This window comes from Kitasatospora sp. MAP12-44, from assembly GCF_029892095.1.
GTDB lineage: Bacteria > Actinomycetota > Actinomycetes > Streptomycetales > Streptomycetaceae > Kitasatospora.
The window spans coordinates 7,782,982-7,800,814 of sequence record NZ_JARZAE010000004.1; the positions used below are offsets into that span (position 1 = coordinate 7,782,982).

A 17,833-nucleotide genomic window follows, 5' to 3' on the forward strand; every position below is an offset into this window, starting at 1 on the left:
CGGGGCCGACATGGCTGGGATGGCCGAGCCGAGGCGCGGCCTGATCGTCACCCGCGAACGCTACGGCGAGCTCTACGGGCCCACCGCCGGTGACCGGATCAGGCTCGCCGACACCAACCTGCTGATCGAGATCGAGGAGGACCGCTGTGCCGGCGGCGACGAGGCGGTCTTCGGCGGCGGCAAGATGATCCGCGAGTCGATGGGCCAGAGCCGGGCGAGCCGGGCCGACGGCGCGCCCGACACGGTGATCACCGGCGCCGTGGTGCTCGACCACTGGGGGATCGTCAAGGCCGACATCGGCATCCGCGACGGGCGGATCAGCGCGCTCGGCAAGGCCGGCAACCCCGAGACCATGGACGGCGTGCACCCCGCGCTGGTGATCGGCCCGGAGACCGAGGTGATCGCGGGCAACGGGCGGATCCTCACCGCGGGCGGCATCGACACCCATGTGCACTTCATCGCCCCGCAGTTGGCCGAGGAGGCACTCTCCTCCGGGCTCACCACGCTGGTCGGCGGCGGTACCGGTCCGGCCGAGGGCAGCAAGGCCACCACCATCACCCCTGGCGGCTGGCACCTGGCCAGGATGTTCGCCGCGCTGGACGCGACCCCGCTGAACATCGGGCTGACCGGCAAGGGCAACACGGTCAACGAAGCAGCCCTGCATGCCCAGTTGAGGGGCGGAGCGGTCGGCTTCAAGATCCATGAGGACTGGGGTGCGACGCCCGCGGCAATCGACGCCTGCCTGCGGGTCTGCGAGCAGAGCGGCGCACAGCTCGCCCTGCACACCGACACGCTCAACGAGGCCGGCTTCGTCGCCGACACGCTCGCCGCCATCGCCGGACGCGGCGTGCACGCGTACCACACCGAGGGGGCCGGCGGCGGCCACGCGCCCGACATCATCAGCATCGTCTCCGAGCTCAACATCCTTCCCAGCTCGACCAATCCGACCCGGCCGCACACCGTCAACACGGTCGACGAGCACCTCGACATGCTGATGGTCTGCCACCATCTGAGCCCCTCGGTCCCCGAGGACCTGGCCTTCGCCGAGTCGCGGATCCGCCCCAGCACGATCGCCGCCGAGGACGTCCTGCACGACCTGGGCGCGATCTCGATCATCAGCTCGGACTCGCAGGCGATGGGCCGGATCGGCGAGGTGATCAGCCGCACCTGGCAGACCGCGCACTGCCTCAAGGCCCGGCGCGGGGCGCTGCCCGGCGACGGGCGGGCCGACAACCAGCGGGCCCGCCGCTATGTCGCCAAGTACACCATCAACCCCGCGGTCGCCCAAGGGATGGACCATGAGATCGGCTCGGTCGAACCGGGCAAACTGGCCGACCTGGTGCTCTGGACGCCGGCCTTCTTCGGCGTCAAGCCCGATCTGGTGATCAAGGGCGGGCAGATCGCCTGGGCCCAGATGGGGGACGCCAACGCCTCCATCCCCACCCCCCAACCGCGCCTTCCCCGGCCGATGTTCGGCGCCAAGGGGCGCGCTCCGGCGCTCAACTCCGTCAACTTCACGGCGCAGCAGGCGATCGACGACCACCTGCCCGAACGCCTGGGCCTGGACAAGGCGTTCACCCCGGTGCGCAGCACCCGCGCCGTCACCAAGGAGCAGATGGTCAACAACACCGCGCGCCCCGAGGTCCGGGTCGACCCGGACAGCTTCACGGTGACCATCGACGGCGAGCCGGTCACCGCCGCTCCCGCCACCGAACTGCCGCTCGCCCAGCGGTACTTCCTCTTTTGAACAGCACCCTGCTGCTGCTCGCGGACGGACGGTTCCCGGCCGGCGGCCACGCCCACTCGGGCGGCGCGGAGGCGGCGGTCCGGGCCGGCGCCGTCCGGGACGCCGCCGACCTGGCGGCCTTCCTGACCGGGCGGCTGCACACCGCGGGCCTGACCTCGGCCGGCCTCGCGGCGGCGGCCGCCGACGGCTTCGACCCGGCCGCCCTCGACGAGGCCGCCGACGCCCGGACGCCGTCGCCCGCGCTGCGCGCCACCAGCCGCCGGCTGGGGCGCCAACTCCTGCGCGCCGCCCGGGCCTGCTGGCCCGATCCGGCGCTGGACCGGCTGGCCGCCGCCCACCCGGGCGGCGCGCACCAGAGCGTGGTGCTCGGCTGGGCGGCCCGCGCGGCCCGCCTCGCCCCCGGTGAGGCGGCGCTCACGGCCGCGCACGAGAGCGTCAACGGCCCGGCCGCCGCCTGCACCCGCCTGCTGGGCCTCGACCCCTACCAGGTGATCGCCGTACTGGCCCGGCTCGCACCCGAGGTCGACGCGGTGGCGGGCGCGGCCACCGAGGCGGCCGCCGAGGCGGTCCGACAACAGGACGGCGAGCTGCTCCCGGCCGCGTCCGCCCCGCTGCTCGACCTCTATGCCGAGCGGCAGCACTCCTGGAAGGGGAGACTCTTTGCATCGTGACCATCCCACCGACCAGTTCGGCGTTCCCACCGCCGTGCCAGTTCTCACCGCCGTGCCAGTTCCCGCCGCCGGGCCGGCTCCCGCTGCAGCACCGGCGCCCGGTGGCGGCCGCCGGGCCCTGCGGATCGGACTGGGCGGACCGGTCGGCTCGGGCAAGACGGCGACCGTCGCCGCGCTCTGCCGGGCACTGCGCGCCGAGCTGTCACTGGCCGTGGTGACCAACGACATCTACACCACCGAGGACGCCGAATTCCTGCTGCGCCACGCGGTGCTGCCACCCGAGCGGATCACCGCCGTGGAGACCGGCTGCTGTCCGCACACCGCGATCCGGGACGACATCTCGGCCAACCTCGAGGCGGTGGAGGAGCTGGAGGCCGCCGTCGGACCGCTGGACCTGGTGCTGCTGGAGTCCGGCGGCGACAACCTGACCGCGACCTTCAGCCGGGGCCTGGTGGACGCGCAGATCTTCGTCATCGATGTCGCGGGCGGCGACAAGATTCCGCGCAAGGGCGGTCCGGGGGTGTCGACTTCGGATCTGCTGGTGATCAACAAGACCGATCTGGCGCCGCTGGTCGGCGCGGACCTGGCGGTGATGGCCCGCGACGCCGAGTTGCAGCGCGGCGAACTGCCCACGGTGTTCTGCTCGTTGGTCCAGCCGGACGGGGTCGAGCCGATCACCCGCTGGGTCCGGGGACGGCTCGGCGCGTGGCGCTCGCACTGACGCCGCCGGCGCCCGCCCGGATCCTGGCGGCGCTGGACGGGCGCGGCGTCACGGTGCTGCCGGTCCTGGCGGGCGCCGGCCCGCTGGCGCTGCGCCGGCTGCGCGGGCCGCGAGCGCCGGGGGCCGCCGTGCCGGCGGAGGTGGCGCTGGTCGGGGCGATGGCGGGGCCGCTGGGCGGCGACCGGATCGCGCTGGCGGCCGAGGTGGCGGCCGGCGCGTGGCTGCGGGTCACCTCGGTGGCGGCCACCGTCAGCCTGCCAGGACCGCGCCCTGGGCCCGCGAGCTACCACGTCGACCTGACGGTGGCGGCGGGCGCGCTGCTGGAGTGGCTGCCCGAGCCGGTGGTCGCGGCGGCCGGCAGCCACCTGCTGCTGACCACCCGGATCACCCTGGCCGCCGGCGCCCGACTGCGCTACCGGGAGGAGCAGATCCTAGGGCGGCGCCACGACTGGACCGTCCACGGCGTGCCGGGGCGCCTCACCTCACGGCTGACCGTCCGCCGGGCCGGTCAGCTGATCCTGGACCAGTGCACCGACCTCGGCCCCGGCGCCCCGGGCTGGGACGGCCCCGCCGTGCTGGCCGCCCACCGTGCGGCCGGCCAGCTCCTCACCGTCGGCCTACCGCCGCTTGAACCGCCGCCCGAACCCGCCGGCGGTGACTGCGCCCTGCTCACCCTCCCCGGCCCGAGCGCCACCGCCCACCTGCTGACCGCCGTCGCCCCCGACGGGCTGGCGCTGCGCCGACTGCTCGCCGCGCCGCCGCAGCCCTCGGTCGCGCCCTGACCCGCCGGCCACCGCGGCCACCGCGGTCACCGGGCCCAGGGCCCGTCAGCCGTGCGCGCAGGGGCTGCTGGGGTTGAGGCTGTAGCGGCCGGCCACCTGGTAGGTGCCGGGCTCGGGGGCGTACAGCATGGTCCAGCCGCCGGACTCGGCCAGGCAGCCGCGGCTGGCCTGGTCGGAGCCCCGGACGCCCAGCCACGGCGACCACGGGATCCGCAGCAGCACCGGCCCGGCGTACGGGACCTCCAGGGTCAGCGCGGCCGCCGTGGCCTGCGTGACGGTGGCGGGCGCCGCGACCAGCGGCGTCGCGTCGGTGACGCGGTAGAGCCGCCAGTTCTCGTCGCCCCAGACGAGGCTCAGCCACGGGTAGCCGGCCGCGACGATGTGGGCCTCGTCCACCGCGGCGTCGTCCGGCCGGTCCGGCGGGAGCAGCACATAGCCGACGCCCCAGCGCTGGAGCCAGGCGTGGTACGCCGCCGGACTCAGGGGCGTGTCGGTGTAGAAGAGCGGGTTGCGGCTGACGTCGGCCTGGCGGTTCCAGCCGCGCGCGAGGTCGACGTACGGCGCGAGCGCGGAGGACTCCCAGTGGCTGCGCAGCGGGACCACCTCGATGCGGCCCCGGTCGGCGCCGACCCGGTGCAGCTCGCTGACGATCGACGCGGCCGGCAGCGCCGACGCCGGGGCCGGCACGGTGCTGATCAGGTCGCCGACGGGTGTGGCGATCTGCCACCCGGCGACCGCGAGGAACACGACGCCGAGCGTGACGCGCCGCCAACCGCTCAGCGCGGCCCCCCACCCGGTCGCGCCGGCCGGGTGCGTCCCGGGATCGAGGACGGCGGCCAGCAGCGCCGCGCCGCCGAACAGCAGCAGCAGGCGCTCGACATTGCTGCCGATCGGCGAGGGCACCATCCAGGTGAGCAGCACGCCCACCGCGTACACGGCCGCGCCGAGCCGCATCACCCGCCACTGGCGCGGCATCAGCGCCGCGAGCAGGGCGGAGGCGGCCGCGATCGGCAGGGCGACGTACCAGTCGAAGGGCTGCACACCGTAGAAGGGGAAGAGCAGCGAGGTGCCGGCGATCACCAGGATCGGGCCGAGCACCAGGGCGTAGGACTCCCGCCGTCGGCCTGTCAGGAACAGCGCGGCGGCGGCCACCCCGAGGAACAGCCCGGCCACCGGACTGCTCAGGGTGGCCAGCGTGGCGAGGGCGGCGACCGCGGCGGTCCGCCCGGCCCGCCGCGGCGCCTCGGGGAACAGCAGCATGACCGCCGCCAGGCCCGCCGCACAGCCGAGCGCGAAGGTCACCCGCCCTGACGCGGCGTTGCACCACATCGCGAACGCCGTCCAGAGCGCGGGCGCCATCGGCCGCGACAGCGGCGAGCGCTCCAGCAGCCGGGCGGCCAGCGCCGCGGTCAGCGTGCCCGCGATGACGCCGGTGGTGCGCACGCCCAGCAGGCCCATCACATAGGGCGACAGGACGCTGTACGAGACCGTGTACATCCCGCCGTACCAGGACAGGTTGTAGCTGGAGTCGGGGTTCTTGCGGATGAAGTCGGTCCACGCGTACTGCGCCGCCAGGTCACCGGCGTTCCTCGCCAGGAACAGCGCCCACAGCAGGTGCAGGACCAGGGCCAGCAGGGTAGCGGCGACCACCGGCCGGTGCAGCGCGGCGCGGGCCTGCCGGGACCACGCCCCCGTGCGGTTCGAACCGGTCCCGATCGGACTGACGAGGCTGCTCAACCCCTCGCCCCGATGGTCGTGGCCGCTCGGAGGGCAGGGGTCATGGAGTCCTCGACAGGGAGTCACGGTGCCGAGCAGGCCGGACCGAAGCAACGGGTGGGTGCCAGGATAACCGGGCCCCGCGATCTTGCCGCAGGCCCCTGGCACCGCTGATCGGGTGTCACCCTCCACCCGGGCCGGCACCCGGAGCGGGGAAGGCTCAGTTGCTGCCCGCCGCGCGGCTGCCGCGCTGCTCCAGGGAGGCGAGGTAGGCGTTGTAGGCGTTCAGCTCGGCGTCGCCGTCGCGCTCGGCGGCCCTGTCGCCGCGCCGTGCCGTGCGCTCCTCGGACTTGGCCCACTGGAAGACCAGCGCGATCAGCACCACCGCGGTGGGGATCTCACCGAACGCCCAGGTGATCCCGCCGGCCATCTTCTGGTCCGCCATCAGGTCGGTGCCGGGCGGCGCACCGGCCGCCGTGAAGGTGGTCACCAGCGGACTGGTCGCCATCATCACCGCCACCCCGAAGAAGGCGTGGAACGGCATCCCCATGAACAGCTCGATGATCCGCATCACGTACCCCGGGCGGTGCGGGCCCGGGTCGACGCCCATGATCGGCCAGAAGAAGAGCAGCCCGGCCGCCAGGAAGTGCAGCATCATCGCGATGTGCCCGAGCCGCGACTGCATCAGGAAGTCGAAGAGCGGGGTGAAGTAGAGGCCGTAGAGGCTGGCGATGAAGAGTGGGATGGTGAAGGCCGGGTGCGAGATCACCTTGACGTAGCGGCTGTGCAGCAGCGCCACCAGCAGCTCGCGCGGCCCGCGCGGCCGGCCCTTGCCCGCCGGGCGCAGCGCGCGCAGCGACAGCGTGATCGGCGCGCCGAGCAGCAGCAGGATCGGCACCAGCATGCTGAGTGCCATGTGCTGCATCATGTGCGCGCTGAACAGCACCATGCCGTAGTCGTTCAGGCCGGAGCAGGTCACGAACACCATGGTCAGCACGCCGGCGGTCCAGGCCACCGCGCGCCCGACCGGCCAGCCGTCGCCGCGCCGCAGCAGTCGGACCACGCCGGCGGCGTACAGCCCGAGCGCCAGCAGGCAGCCGAGCAGGAACGGCCAGTCGGGCGACCAGGTGAGCACCGAGGAGAGCGAGAACGGGCCGAGCCCGACCCCGCCGTGCTGGTGCATCCCTGTCATGCCGTCCATCGGCAGCCCCGCTTCCGTGTTCCGTGCGCTCACGGACGGCCGGGCCGCGCGTAGGGTCCGGTTCGTCCGAGTTTCGTCGGGTCCCACCCTACGGGCGGCCGTCAGGGCCGCTGCGCCCGCCCCTCCTTCTGGGGGGCTGACGCGGACGCGATCAGGGAGCGGGTGAGCTGCTCGGCCGCGGCGTCGTCTCGCCGCCGGCGGTCGCTGAGCGGACCCGGGGATACGCGTCGGGGCCCGGTCCTCGCCGAGGATCGGGCCCCGACGCGTGCGGTCGGGCGGGTTGTCAGATGACCATCTCGGCCTCGACGTAGCGCTCCGGCGGGACGGTCTTCAGGTCGGCCACCGCCTCGGCCAGCGGGACCAGGTTGATCTGGGTGCCCTGCAGGGCCGTGATCTGGCCGAAGGCGCCCTTGTGGACGGCCTCCACGGCGTGCCAGCCGAACCGGGTGGCGAGCACCCGGTCGTACGCGGTCGGCGTGCCGCCGCGCTGGGTGTGGCCGAGGATGACCGGCTTGGCCTCCTTGCCCAGGCGGTGCTCCAGCTCGCGGGAGAGCTGGTTGGCGACACCGGTGAAGCGCTCGTGACCGTAGATGTCCCGGACGCCCTCCTCCCAGTGCATGGTGCCGGGTTCGGGCTTGGCGCCCTCGGCGCAGACCACGATCGCGAACTTCTTGTTGCGGTCGAAGCGCTCGCGGACCACCTCGGTGAGCTTGTCGATGTGGAACGGGCGCTCCGGCACGACGATGGCGTGTGCGCCCGCCGCCATACCGGCGTGCAGCGCGATCCAACCGGTGTGCCGGCCCATCAACTCGACGACCATGACCCGCTGGTGGGACTCGGCGGTGGTCTTCAGCCGGTCCAGCGCCTCGGTGGCCACCGAGACGGCGGTGTCGAAGCCGAAGGTGACGTCGGTGCAGGCGATGTCGTTGTCGATGGTCTTGGGGACCCCGACCACCGGCAGGCCGCCGTCGCTCATCAGCTTGGCGGCCTTGAGGGTGCCCTCGCCGCCGATCGGGATGACCGCGTCGATGCCGAGGTCGTCGCAGTACTTCTTGGCCCGCTCCACGCCGTCCCGCAGGTGGCTGGGCTGGACCCGGGAGGACCCCAGGATCGTGCCGCCCTGGGCCAGGATGCCGCTGACCGAGTCGAGGGTCAGCGGACGGTGGACGCCTTCGAGGAGGCCTCGCCAGCCGTCCTGGAACCCGATGATCTCGTCGCCGTGGTCGACCACCCCCCGGTGGACCACGGAGCGGATCACGGCGTTCAGGCCGGGGCAGTCGCCGCCGCTGGTCAGCACACCAATACGCATCGTTGTTCGCAACTCCCGAAAAGGACCGGACGGCCGGACTACCGCCTCGCAGCCACCCCTGGTCGCGCCGAGGTGGCGAAGGCTCAGATCGGACATTCCTGCCCGAAGCTGATCATAGCGACCCCCGCCTCCGGCCAGGTGGGAGCAGGCGAGGGGGCGGCGTCGTCGACGCTCCCACGCGGTGTGCGGCCGGATGCCGAGGAGGGTGTTGCAGCCGGTCGGTTCTTATTCTCTTACTTTCGCTGCGTCCTGGTTCCGGCCGCCAGATGCTGGACAAGGGCGGTCGGAGCCAGGACGTGCGCGGGTGGAGGCGGGTGTCAGGACGGCTGGCCGATGGACGCGATCCGCTCGGCACGCAGCGCGTCGTACCAGGTGGTGTCGGCCGGCGGGAGCGCGTTCACGTCCAGCGCCAGCTTGATCAGCAGGTCGGCGACCGCGGGGTTGCGGGCCAGCACCGGGCCGTGCAGGTAGGTGCCGAAGACGGTGTCCCGCCAGGCGCCCTCCGTCCCGCTGCCGTCGCCGTTGCCGCCGCCGTGCGGGCCGCCGTGGGTGACGGAGGCCAGCGGGGAGACGCCCTGGCCCAGGTGCGTGACGCCCTGGTGGTTCTCGAAGCCGGTCAGCGTGGGCAGGCCCAGGCGCGGGTCCGGCTCGGCGAGCACGTCGCCGACGCTGCGGGCGCCCTCGCCGCGGGTGCTCCAGACGTCGAGCAGGCCCAGGCCCGGCTCGCGCTGGCCGAGGTCGTTGATGAACTCGTGGCCGAGGATCTGGTAGCCGGCGCAGACCGAGAAGACGATCGCGCCGTTGTCCACGGCCCGGGCCAGACCCGAGTCCTGGCGCAGCCGCTCGGCGGCCAGCCGCTGCGGGCGGTCCTCACCGCCGCCGATCAGGTAGATGTCGCCGCTGGTGGGCACCGCCTGGTCGGAGCGGACGTCGATCCGCGAGACGGCCAGGCCGCGCTGGCGGGCCCGGCGCTCGACGACCAGCGCGTTGCCGCGGTCGCCGTAGGTGCTCAGCAGATCCGGGTAGATCCAGACCAGCCGCAGGCTGCTGTCGCTCATCCGTGAGGCCCTTCCGTAGTGCTGCTGCTGCGGTTCGTATCCGTGCGGCGGTGGCATCGTCATCAGTTCGCCACCACCTTGCGCAGCTGCTGGAAGGCGGTGTAGTTGGCAATCGCCTCGATCCGGCCGGGCGGTGCCATCCGGACGGCCTCGTTCAGCGACTCCACGACGTGGAACTGGAGCCCGGCCACCTCCAGACGGACCGCCAGGTCCAGCTTGCGCTGGCCCATCACGAAGACCGGGTGCCCGGCCAGCCGCTCGTAGTCGACGTCCCAGAGCCAGGAGGTGTCGGTGCCGTCGGCGTCCATGGCGTTGACCGACAGGATCACCGGGGCCGGCGGACCGTCGATCAGCGAGAAGGTCTCCAGCCAGCCGGCCGGGTTCTTGGCCAGCAGCAGCCGCACGTCGCGGCCCTGGTAGGAGACCACGTCGTAGCGGCCGGCCACGGCGGCCACCGACTGCATGCGCTCCAGCGCGACCTGCGGCGGGACGCCGAAGACCGCGGCCACGGCGGCCGAGCTGGTGGCGTTGGCCAGGTTGGCCCGGCCGGGCAGCTGCAGGTGGATCGGCCACGCGGCGCCGTTCGGGTCGACCACGTGCTGGCCCGACAGGGCCCAGTGCGGCTGCGGGCGGCGGAAGCCGCACTCCTGGCAGTACCAGTCGTCGCCGGGGCGCTGCATCACGCCGCCGCAGGACGGGCACGACCAGGCGTCCTCCTTCCAGGCCTGCCCGGCGGCCACCCAGACCACCCGGCGGCAGGAGGACGCGGCCCAGGTGACCAGCGGGTCGTCCGCGTTGGCGATGATCACGGCCTCGGTGTTCTGCAGGCCCTCACGCCACTTCTCGGCCATCATCCGGGTCTCGGCGGCCCGGTCCAGCTGGTCGCGCGAGAGGTTGAGCAGCGCTATGGCCTTGGGGCTGGTGTCGCGGGCAACGCCGGCCAGGTACTTCTCGTCCACCTCGATCACGCCGTAGCGGGCGTCGCTGCCGCCCGCCAGCGCGGCGGTGATGCCGGCCGGCATGTTGGCGCCGAGCGCGTTGGAGACGACCGGGCCCGCGGCGCGCAGCGCCTCGGCGATCAGCCGGGTGGTGGTCGTCTTGCCGTTGGTGGCGCTGACCAGGACGACGTCCAGGTGGTCGGCGAGCTTGGCGAGCAGGTCGGGGTCCAGCTTGAGGGCGACCTTGCCGCCGATCACCGAGCCGCTGCCGCGGCCGACCGACCGGGAGGCGGCCGCGGCCACCTTGCCGGCGGTGACGGCGAGCTTGGCGCGGGCTGGCAGTGAGGAGTCGCGCGCGCCGTGGGCTGCGGCCTCCGATCCGGTGCCTGGCATGCTCAGGGGTTCCTCCTGTTGCTGACGACCCCCCTTGGCCTGGTCGGGCCGCTGGGCGGCAGGGACGGGCTCAGCCTAACGGCTTGTCCGGAGCAGGCCGAGCCACGCCCCCTGTTGCGCAGTGACGCGATCCGATCAGCGCCCCGGGACGGCGGGCCAGGGGGTGGGCAACTGCTCGGTGGCGCCCGCCAGGTGGGCGGTGATCACGAGGGTGCCGTCCTCGACCTGGTAGTCGAGCGGCAGCTGCAGTTTGCGCATCGCGCCGATCAGCGCGGTGTTCGCGGCCTGGGTGACCGCGTAGACGGTGGCCACCCCCGCCTCGGCCGCCAGCGCCGCCATCCGGCGCAGCAGGTCGTGGCCCAGGCCCCGGCGCTGCCAGTCGTCCTCGACCAGGACGGCCAGTTCGGCGCTGTCGTCGTCCCACATCAGGTGGGCCAGCGCGACGATCCGCCCGTCGGCGCTCTGCACGGCCAGGGTCTGGCCGTGCCGCGGGTCGAGCAGGTGCTCCAGGTAGCGGTCCGCGTCGGCCACCGGGCCGTGGTAGCGGCGGCGCAGCGTGCCGCTGGAGCAGCGCCGGTGCATGGCCAGCGCCTCGGCCTTGTCGGCCGGGTCGGCCCGGCGCACGGTGAGGTCGGCGCCGGCCGGCAGGCTCAGCCGGGCGGCGACCTGCGGGACTCGCGGGCCGAGCACCGCGTCCAGCTCGACCAGCGCCTTGGCCCGGGCGAACTCGGTGGGGGTGAACGGCAGATGCGGCCGGGAGAGCTCGACGAGACCGCCGGACGGCAGCGGTAGCCGCATCAGATGGCCCGCCAGGCTGGGCGCGTCCTGGTCCGCCGGGAGGGACGGGAACTGCCGGATCGCGCACTGGCCGAAGAGCCGGCGCAGCGCGACCGGCAGTTCGGCGGCGTCCAGCGCGGTGCGGGTGGCCAGTGCCAGCACATGGGTCGGCAGGTCGACCAGGTCGTGTGCGTCGGCCGGGTCGGTCCAGATCTCCCGTCCGCCGGCCCGGGCGACCGCGCCGGCCAGCACCGAGCGGGACAGCTCGCGCGGCGCGCGCAGCAGGAACTCGTCCACGGTGGCCTCGGGCAGCGGGTGGGTCTGCAGCGAGATGATGCTCACCCGCAGCTCGGCCAGCGCGGCGCAGACCGTGGCGAGGCTGCCCGGTGCGTCCGAGACGGTGGCCCGCAGCCGCCAGAGCACGGTCTCGGCGGGCGGCAGGGCCGAGCCGCCGGGCGGTGCGGTCGGCTCGGGGCCCGGTGGCCCGTGCGGATGGCGGTGCTGCCACCAGGAGTGGAACACCGCCGTGGCGATCAGGGCGAAGGCCGAGGAGACCAGCAGCACCGGTCCGTCGTGGCCGTGCACCACCACGTCGGCGACCAGATCGGCGGTGGCGACGGCCAGGAAGACCGCGGCGAGCTCGACGGCGTCGTGCCGCCATCGGTCCGCTCTGCTGCGGCGCCGGGCACGCGAGGGCTGCTGGTCGGGCTGGGGCGGCACAGGAAGCTCAGTCATGCCATCACGATGCCCTGCGGGTGTTTCACGATCACGAATGCCTTGTGACCGGCCGGTTAATGTCTTCGGCGTAGTACGAACTGCTACTGATGGGTAGTCAGTTCATCGACCGCGCAGCGTACCTCGGCCAGCAGGACGGCCAGATCCGCCTCCGTGGTGGCGGCGTTGAGCAGGCAGGCCCGGACGGCCTCGCGCCCGTCCAGCACCGTCCCGGTGACGAAGCTGCGACCGCGCCGCTGGACGGCAAGCGGCAGCGCCTGGTTGAGCGCGTCGACGGCCGGCTCGGGCAGGCCCACCGGGCGGGCCCGGAAGGCGACGATGGAGGTCTCCACCGGTGCCAGCAGCTCCAACGCCGGGTCGGCCTCGACCAGTTCGCCGAGCCGGCGGGCCAGGCGGGTGCAGTGCGCGATGTCGGCGGCGATGCCGCTGCGGCCGCGGTGCGCGATGGTGGCCCAGACCTTGAGCGAGCGGAACGGGCGGGTCTGCTCGGTGCCGTACTCGGAGAACCAGCCGAGCCCGCCGGCCTCCTCGTCGCGCAGGTAGGAGGGGACCAGGCTGAAGGTCGCCCGCAGCTCCTCGGCGTCGCGCACCAGCGCGCAGCCGCAGTCCACCGGCACGCCGAGCCACTTGTGCGGGTCCAGGGCGAGCGAGTCGGCGCGCGCCAGGCCCGCGTAGCGGTGCGCGATGACGGGGTCGAGCACGCCGAAGGCGCCGTACGCGCCGTCGACGTGCAGCCACAGGCCCTGCTCCGCGCAGAGGTCGGCGATCGGCTCGAAGCGGTCCACCGCGCCGGTGTTCACCGTGCCGGCCGAGGCGACCACCAGGAACGGCAGCCGCCCGGCCGCCCGGTCCTCGGCCACCGCCGCGCGCAGCGCGGCCGGGTCCAGCCGGCCCTCGGCGTCGGTGGCCACCGTGCGCAGCTGCCGGCTGCCCAGGCCCAGCAGCTCGGCGGCTTTGCGCACGCAGGAGTGCGTCTCGCCGCTGACATAGCCGACCAGCGGCGGCAGGCCCGCCAGGCCGTCCGCCCGCACGTCGTGGCCGAGACGGGCCGCCGCCCGGCCGCGGGCGGCGGCCAGGCAGACGATGGTGGCCATCGAGGTGCCCGAGGTCAGCAGGCCGCCGCCGGGAGGGTGCGGGAACCCCACCAGCTCGGCTATCCAGCGCACCACTGCCCGTTCCAGGTGGACGTCCGCGTGGTCGCCGCCCGCCGAGCTGGGGTTGATCGCGGCCGCCGCCAGGGTGGCCAGGACCCCGGCGGGGGCCGGCGCCGAGTTGACCCAGCCGAAGAACCGCGGGTGCCCGTTGCCCATCGGCGCCGTCATCACCTGCGCGCCGATCACCTCGAGCAGCTCGGCCAGGGCGCGCCCCTCGGCGGGCAGCGGCGCGTCCAGCAGGGCCTGCCGGGCCGCCGGGTCCATCGGCTGCCAGACCGGGTTGCCGGGAACCCCTTGGAGGTAGTCGGCGACCAGGTCGGCGGTGGCGTGGGCGGCTTCGCGGAAGGACTCGGGCATGGGGATGATCGTACGGGCGGAGACCGGTCGGTTTTAGTCCAAGGAGGCGGAGAGCCCGGCGGCGGAGCGGCAGTAGCGGGCGATCTCGGTGTTGGTCAGCTTGCCGCAGAGCCGGGCGGCCGCGCCGCTGTCGGTGTAGTTGACCGTGTAGTAGCTGACCATGCCCTCGGCGCAGGCCTTGCGCTGCCAGCCGTCGGCGGCCGAGGCGCACTGCTGGCCGACCCAGTCCTCGCGGTCCAGGTTGTACTTCATGGTCCGCGAGCCGACGCCGCGACTGCAGTCGTTGGCGCCGCCGGTGGCCTGGCCGGCCAGGCACCACTTCAGCGCCTGGGCGTACACCTCCGGGTGGTCGGGGTAGTCGTGGCTGCTGAGGAAGAAGGTGGGGGCGTAGAAGTAGCACGCGGACTGGAAGAGCGCCGGCTGCTCCGGGCAGGGGTAGAGCGGCTCCGCGGCGAGCTTGTCGGCGGGCAGCTGCGCCTTGGCCTTCTCATCCTCCTCGTCCGGGCCGAAGAGCTGCATGAACAGGCCCTCGGAGCAGGTGATCCGCAGGTGGTCGTTGCCGAAGCTGTTGCACAGGGTGCGCGCGGTGGGCACGTCCTGCTTGGCGACGAACATCGTGCCGTGGCCTACTCCGTGCACGCACGGACCCCGCAGTTCAGGGGCGCACAGCTTGAGCAGGTCGCTGCCCGGGTCGCTGGAGGTGGCCAGCATCTCCTCGACCGCGCCGTGCAGGTAGCCCTCCGCGCAGGTGTCGTGCGGAAAGGAGATCACCTTGGCGAAGTCGCGGTTGTAGCGCTTGACGGCGGCGTGGCCCAGCTCGTGCGCGACCGGGTGGCAGAACCGGACGGTATAGGGGTCCTTCTTGGTGATCTGGTCGAGGTCGGCCAGCGCGACCCCGGGGTCGGTGGCCGTCATCTCGGCCATCAACTTGTTCCGCAGGGTGCTGCGGGTCCATACCGCCGGGTCCCCGGTGGGTGAGGCCGAGCCCGCCGCCGCGGCGAGGACCCCGGTGGCGGGGGCCCCGCGCTTCGGCGGGACCCACTCGGTGACGGCCACCGCGCCGAGGCCCAGGGCCCCGAGCAGGAACGCGGTGAGGATCGCGAAGACGCGCGGATGCATGGCGGCAAGTCCCCTGGAGCTCGAAGTGGACGGACAAATCCCCTCATCCTGGCTCGCGGGTGCCGCAAAGCCGCCATCCTGTGAGCCATCCGGGGCGTGTCCCGGCTGTGGCAGCATGCGGGGGAGAGCAATCGTCCGTCCGTTTGGAGTACCGCATGGAATCCGCCGCCGTCCTGGCCTTCCGCCCCGCGACCGGGAGCGACACGGCCGCGCTCGTCGCGCTCGTCGAGTCCGCCTACCGGGGTGAGGCCAGCAAGGCCGGCTGGACCACCGAGGCGGACCTGCTGGACGGCCGGCGCACCGACGCGGCCGCGGTCGCCGAGCTGCTCGCCCGCGAGGACAGCCGGGTGCTGCTGGCCGAGCGCGACGGCGAACTGCTGGCCTGCTGCCAGCTGGAGCGGCGCGGGGAGCGCGCCTACTTCGGGATGTTCTCGGTGCGGCCCGACAGCCAGGGCGGCGGCCTGGGCCGGGCCGTGCTCGCCGAGGCGGAGCGCTACGCCCGCGAGCAGTGGCAGGCCGCGCTGCTGGAGATGACGGTGATCGTCCAGCGCTCCGAGCTGATCGCCTGGTACGAGCGCCGGGGGTACCAGCGCACCGGGGTGCTCTCGCCGTTCCCCTACGGCGAGGAGCGGTTCGGCATCCCCAAGCGGCCTGACCTGGCCTTCGAGACGCTGGTCAAGCCGCTCTGAGGTCTCGAGCGACGCGGGTCAGACCAGGCTCGCCGCCGGGGTGAACGGGCGGCCGTCCAGCGTCCAGTGCGGGTCCGGGGCGATGTCGAGCGCCGCGTACACGTGCGCGGCGACGTCGGTGTGGCGCACCGTCTCCACCGGCGCGCCGGGGACCAGGCCCGGTCCGAAGGCGGCCACCCAGGCCGTGCGCTCCAACTCGCTGCGCCCGCCGTGGCCGCCCTGGTCGAGGTGGCCGTGGTCGGTGACCACGATCACCGTCCACTCCTCCTCGGCGTAGCCCGGGCGGGCGCGGACGGCGGCCAGCAGGCGGCCGAGCCGCTGGTCGGCGGTGCGGATCGACTGCCGGTACTCCTCGCCGCAGCCCAGGAAGTGCGCGGTCTCGTCCACCGCGCCCAGGTAGACGAAGGACGCCTGCGGATCGTCGTCGCCGCCCAGGATGAACGTAGCCTCGGCCGTCACCCGCTCGTCGCAGACCTCCCAGGCCTCGGGGGTGTCCTCCAGCGGGGCGATGTAGGCGAGCCGGCCGGGTGCGGCGAACAGCGGGCCGCCCTGGCGGGCCAGGAAGAGCGGCTCCCAGCCGCCGACCGCGAAGGTGCGGCGGCGGTGGACGGTGGCCAGCCGGGTGGTGAAGTCGGGGAAGACGTTCAGCCGGTTGCCGCCGAGGTGGTTGCCGAAGACCCCGTGCTTGGCCACGCCCACGCCGGTGGCGATGGTGGCCCAGCAGGGACCGGACATGGTGGGCGTGGCGTCGTCCACCTCGACGGGCGCCAGGAAGCCGGCGGCCGCGACCGAGTCCAGGTGCGGGGTGTCCAGCTCCGGCAGGAGGTCGAGACGGACGCCGTCGATGCCGACGACCAGGACACGGCGGGGGCCGGCGGGCCAGCTGCTGGACACGAGGGGATCCGATCTGTCGGGTGCGGGAGCTGTCGGCACCCTAACCGGGCAGACGTGGCGCTCAGGGCGGCCGGGGTCGCCCTGAACCGGGAATTCCGGGGCGGCCGATCGAACTGTTCGCCTGTCAGGCACCAAGTGTTCGCCCGATGGTCACCGCACGAGCGCCGCCAGCAGCGCGTCGGCCAGGCTGTCGGCCTGGTCGCGGATCTCCGGCATGGCGGTGGTCTCCAGCAGATTGCCGCGGCGCAGCGGGCCCAGCGTCCACAGCGGGGACGGCGCCGAACCGGAGCCGGGGACCAGCAGGCCGGCCCCGGTGGTGTCCAGGCCCAGGCCGCACGGGCCTGGCCGGGCCGCGCCGGACTCGATCAGGGCGTCCACCAGCGGGTCGATCGACCGGCGGAAGTCGGCCTGCGAGCCGGTGCAGTTGATGACCGCGCCGACCTCCAGGATGCTGCCGTCCACGAGTTGGACCTTGAGGCCGGCAGCGGTCTCGACCACCTGGGCCACCTCGCCCCGGCCGATCCGCAGCCGCCCGTCCGCCCGCGCGCTGTCCAGGGCGCTCACCGTGCGCGGCGGGATCCGGTGGCGGTGAACCTCCCAGTGCCGCAGATCCTCGGCCAGGAAGCGGGCCCGCTCGGCCAGGTCGAGCCGCTGCCACAGCGCGGCGGTGACCGACCGCAGGCTGTCCACGCCCGGGCGCCAGTCCCCGTGCAGGCGGCGGCTGGTGGCGATCTGGCGGAGTGCCGCGGCGCGCGGGTCGGCCGACTCGTCGAGCACCGGCGGGGCCAGCTCGGGCAGCAGGCCGGCCGCGTGCGGCTCGGGGAGCAGGCCGTTGCGGGACACCGCGTACACCACCCGGCCCGGGCGGTCCAGGGTGAGCGCGGCGTCGACCATGGTCAGCCCGGTGCCGACCAGCAGCACATCGGCGTCCGCAGGGACCGCCGACAGCGCGCCGGGCGCCCACGGGTCGGCCACGAAGTGCGGCGACTCGAGCAGCTCGGGCGGCGCCCAGCCCAGCGTGGGAGGGAAGTTGCCCAGCGCCAGGACGACGGCGTCGGCGTGCAGCTCCTCGGCGGCGGGTTCCTCGGCCTTGGGGCGCAGCCGCAGTGCGACCCGGTCGGGGTGCGCGCTCAGGCCGAGCACTCGCTCGCGCAGGTGGTGCAGCCGGACGCCGGCGCCCGGCTCGGCCGCCCGCGCCAGGACGTCCACCAGGTAGCGGTGGTAGAGCCGCCGGGGCAGGAACTCGCCGGGGTCGGGCGCGGTGTCCTGCTGCGTGCTCGCCCAGCGCAGGAAGTGCCCCGGGTCCTCGCCGTAGGCGCTCATCTTGCACGCCGGTACGTTCAGCAGGTGGCGCGGATCCTGCGTCCCGTAGGCGACGCCTCGGCCGGCCTCGGCCGGGTCGATCAGCCGTACGTCCAGGCGCAGTTGACGGGTACGGGCGTGCTGGAGCAGGCGAGCCGCTGCCAGCGTCCCGGATGCGCCGGCGCCGACCACCGCCACCTGGTAGGCCTGGTCGGCCTGCTGACTGCGGGTCATCTTGGACACCTCTCAAGTGGGCTTGGTCGGCCGAGC

General features: G+C 73.9%; 15 protein-coding genes. 5 read left to right on the plus strand and 10 right to left on the minus strand.

Translation table 11 applies throughout. The features are described 5' to 3' along the window. The first annotated feature begins 19 nt into the window (after positions 1–19). Genes P3T34_RS35490 through P3T34_RS35505 form a run of 4 tightly spaced genes read left to right on the plus strand, consistent with a single transcriptional unit; the run spans position 20 to position 3,921 of the window. Positions 20–1,747 (plus strand): urease subunit alpha, encoded by a 1,728-nt coding sequence (locus tag P3T34_RS35490; protein ID WP_280672585.1) that lies wholly within the window; start codon positions 20–22, stop codon positions 1,745–1,747. Next, positions 1,744–2,418: an urease accessory UreF family protein gene (locus P3T34_RS35495; protein ID WP_280670303.1), complete on the plus strand. Its 675-nt coding sequence runs from the start codon at positions 1,744–1,746 to the stop codon at positions 2,416–2,418. Before P3T34_RS35490 ends, P3T34_RS35495 begins: the two co-directional genes overlap by 4 nt. A gap of 52 nt (positions 2,419–2,470) precedes the next feature. Then, entirely contained in the window at positions 2,471–3,139 is a 669-nt protein-coding gene (gene ureG / locus P3T34_RS35500; protein ID WP_280672586.1) for an urease accessory protein UreG, read from the plus strand. After that, complete coding sequence (locus P3T34_RS35505; protein ID WP_280670305.1) at positions 3,124–3,921, plus strand: urease accessory protein UreD; 798 nt, start codon at positions 3,124–3,126, stop codon at positions 3,919–3,921. The genes ureG and P3T34_RS35505 overlap by 16 nt, the downstream gene beginning before the upstream one ends. 45 nt (positions 3,922–3,966) lie before the next feature. Here the strand turns inward: P3T34_RS35505 and P3T34_RS35510 are convergent, their stop codons facing one another. The 8 genes from P3T34_RS35510 to P3T34_RS35545 all read right to left on the minus strand — a co-directional run bounded on the left by P3T34_RS35510 (position 3,967) and on the right by P3T34_RS35545 (position 14,678). Then, positions 3,967–5,658, minus strand: coding sequence for an MFS transporter (locus tag P3T34_RS35510; RefSeq protein WP_280670307.1), 1,692 nt, complete (start codon positions 5,656–5,658; stop codon positions 3,967–3,969). A gap of 199 nt (positions 5,659–5,857) precedes the next feature. Next, a complete protein-coding gene (locus tag P3T34_RS35515) occupies positions 5,858–6,820 on the minus strand; it encodes a cytochrome c oxidase assembly protein (RefSeq protein ID WP_280672587.1) in 963 nt (320 codons plus the stop codon). 301 nt (positions 6,821–7,121) lie between these two features. After that, the gene (locus P3T34_RS35520) at positions 7,122–8,147 is read right to left on the minus strand and encodes a 6-phosphofructokinase (protein WP_280670309.1); all 1,026 of its coding nucleotides are present in this window, start codon (positions 8,145–8,147) and stop codon (positions 7,122–7,124) included. A 317-nt stretch (positions 8,148–8,464) separates the two neighbouring features. Continuing rightward, on the minus strand, positions 8,465–9,205 hold the full coding sequence (locus tag P3T34_RS35525; protein ID WP_280670311.1) for a glutamine amidotransferase: 741 nt from the start codon (positions 9,203–9,205) through the stop codon (positions 8,465–8,467). A gap of 62 nt (positions 9,206–9,267) precedes the next feature. Further along, positions 9,268–10,536: a MurT ligase domain-containing protein gene (locus tag P3T34_RS35530; RefSeq protein ID WP_280670313.1), complete on the minus strand. Its 1,269-nt coding sequence runs from the start codon at positions 10,534–10,536 to the stop codon at positions 9,268–9,270. Positions 10,537–10,671: 135 nt separating this feature from the next. Continuing rightward, positions 10,672–12,048 carry a GNAT family N-acetyltransferase gene (locus P3T34_RS35535; RefSeq protein ID WP_280670315.1) on the minus strand — a complete coding sequence of 459 codons (1,377 nt, stop codon included), beginning with the start codon at positions 12,046–12,048 and terminating at the stop codon, positions 10,672–10,674. Positions 12,049–12,131: 83 nt separating this feature from the next. Beyond that, the gene (locus tag P3T34_RS35540; protein ID WP_280670317.1) at positions 12,132–13,559 is read right to left on the minus strand and encodes a pyridoxal-dependent decarboxylase; all 1,428 of its coding nucleotides are present in this window, start codon (positions 13,557–13,559) and stop codon (positions 12,132–12,134) included. 33 nt (positions 13,560–13,592) lie between these two features. Next, positions 13,593–14,678: a hypothetical protein gene (locus P3T34_RS35545; protein ID WP_280670319.1), complete on the minus strand. Its 1,086-nt coding sequence runs from the start codon at positions 14,676–14,678 to the stop codon at positions 13,593–13,595. 155 nt (positions 14,679–14,833) lie between these two features. Here P3T34_RS35545 and P3T34_RS35550 point away from each other — a divergent pair, with 155 nt between their 5' ends. Continuing rightward, on the plus strand, positions 14,834–15,367 hold the full coding sequence (locus P3T34_RS35550) for a GNAT family N-acetyltransferase (protein ID WP_280670321.1): 534 nt from the start codon (positions 14,834–14,836) through the stop codon (positions 15,365–15,367). Positions 15,368–15,385: 18 nt separating this feature from the next. On the opposite strand, the gene P3T34_RS35555 is transcribed toward P3T34_RS35550, so the two are convergent. Together P3T34_RS35555 and P3T34_RS35560 are read right to left on the minus strand one after the other, a co-directional pair. Continuing rightward, complete coding sequence (locus P3T34_RS35555) at positions 15,386–16,261, minus strand: alkaline phosphatase family protein (RefSeq protein WP_348534733.1); 876 nt, start codon at positions 16,259–16,261, stop codon at positions 15,386–15,388. A 150-nt stretch (positions 16,262–16,411) separates the two neighbouring features. Then, positions 16,412–17,797, minus strand: a complete 1,386-nt coding sequence (locus tag P3T34_RS35560; RefSeq protein ID WP_280670323.1) for an FAD/NAD(P)-binding protein — start codon at positions 17,795–17,797, stop codon at positions 16,412–16,414. Positions 17,798–17,833: the final 36 nt, after the last annotated feature.

Excerpts from the sequence above, each read along its gene's own strand:
- P3T34_RS35490 (WP_280672585.1), top strand. The coding sequence starts at position 20 with ATGGCCGAGCCGAGGCGCGGCCTGATCGTCACCCGCGAACGCTACGGC.
- P3T34_RS35515 (WP_280672587.1), bottom strand. The coding sequence starts at position 6,820 with ATGCACCAGCACGGCGGGGTCGGGCTCGGCCCGTTCTCGCTCTCCTCG.
- P3T34_RS35520 (WP_280670309.1), bottom strand. The coding sequence starts at position 8,147 with ATGCGTATTGGTGTGCTGACCAGCGGCGGCGACTGCCCCGGCCTGAAC.
- P3T34_RS35525 (WP_280670311.1), bottom strand. The coding sequence starts at position 9,205 with ATGAGCGACAGCAGCCTGCGGCTGGTCTGGATCTACCCGGATCTGCTG.
- P3T34_RS35530 (WP_280670313.1), bottom strand. The coding sequence starts at position 10,536 with ATGCCAGGCACCGGATCGGAGGCCGCAGCCCACGGCGCGCGCGACTCC.
- P3T34_RS35535 (WP_280670315.1), bottom strand. The coding sequence starts at position 12,048 with ATGACTGAGCTTCCTGTGCCGCCCCAGCCCGACCAGCAGCCCTCGCGT.
- P3T34_RS35540 (WP_280670317.1), bottom strand. The coding sequence starts at position 13,559 with ATGCCCGAGTCCTTCCGCGAAGCCGCCCACGCCACCGCCGACCTGGTC.
- P3T34_RS35545 (WP_280670319.1), bottom strand. The coding sequence starts at position 14,678 with ATGCATCCGCGCGTCTTCGCGATCCTCACCGCGTTCCTGCTCGGGGCC.
- P3T34_RS35550 (WP_280670321.1), top strand. The coding sequence starts at position 14,834 with ATGGAATCCGCCGCCGTCCTGGCCTTCCGCCCCGCGACCGGGAGCGAC.
- P3T34_RS35560 (WP_280670323.1), bottom strand. The coding sequence starts at position 17,797 with ATGACCCGCAGTCAGCAGGCCGACCAGGCCTACCAGGTGGCGGTGGTC.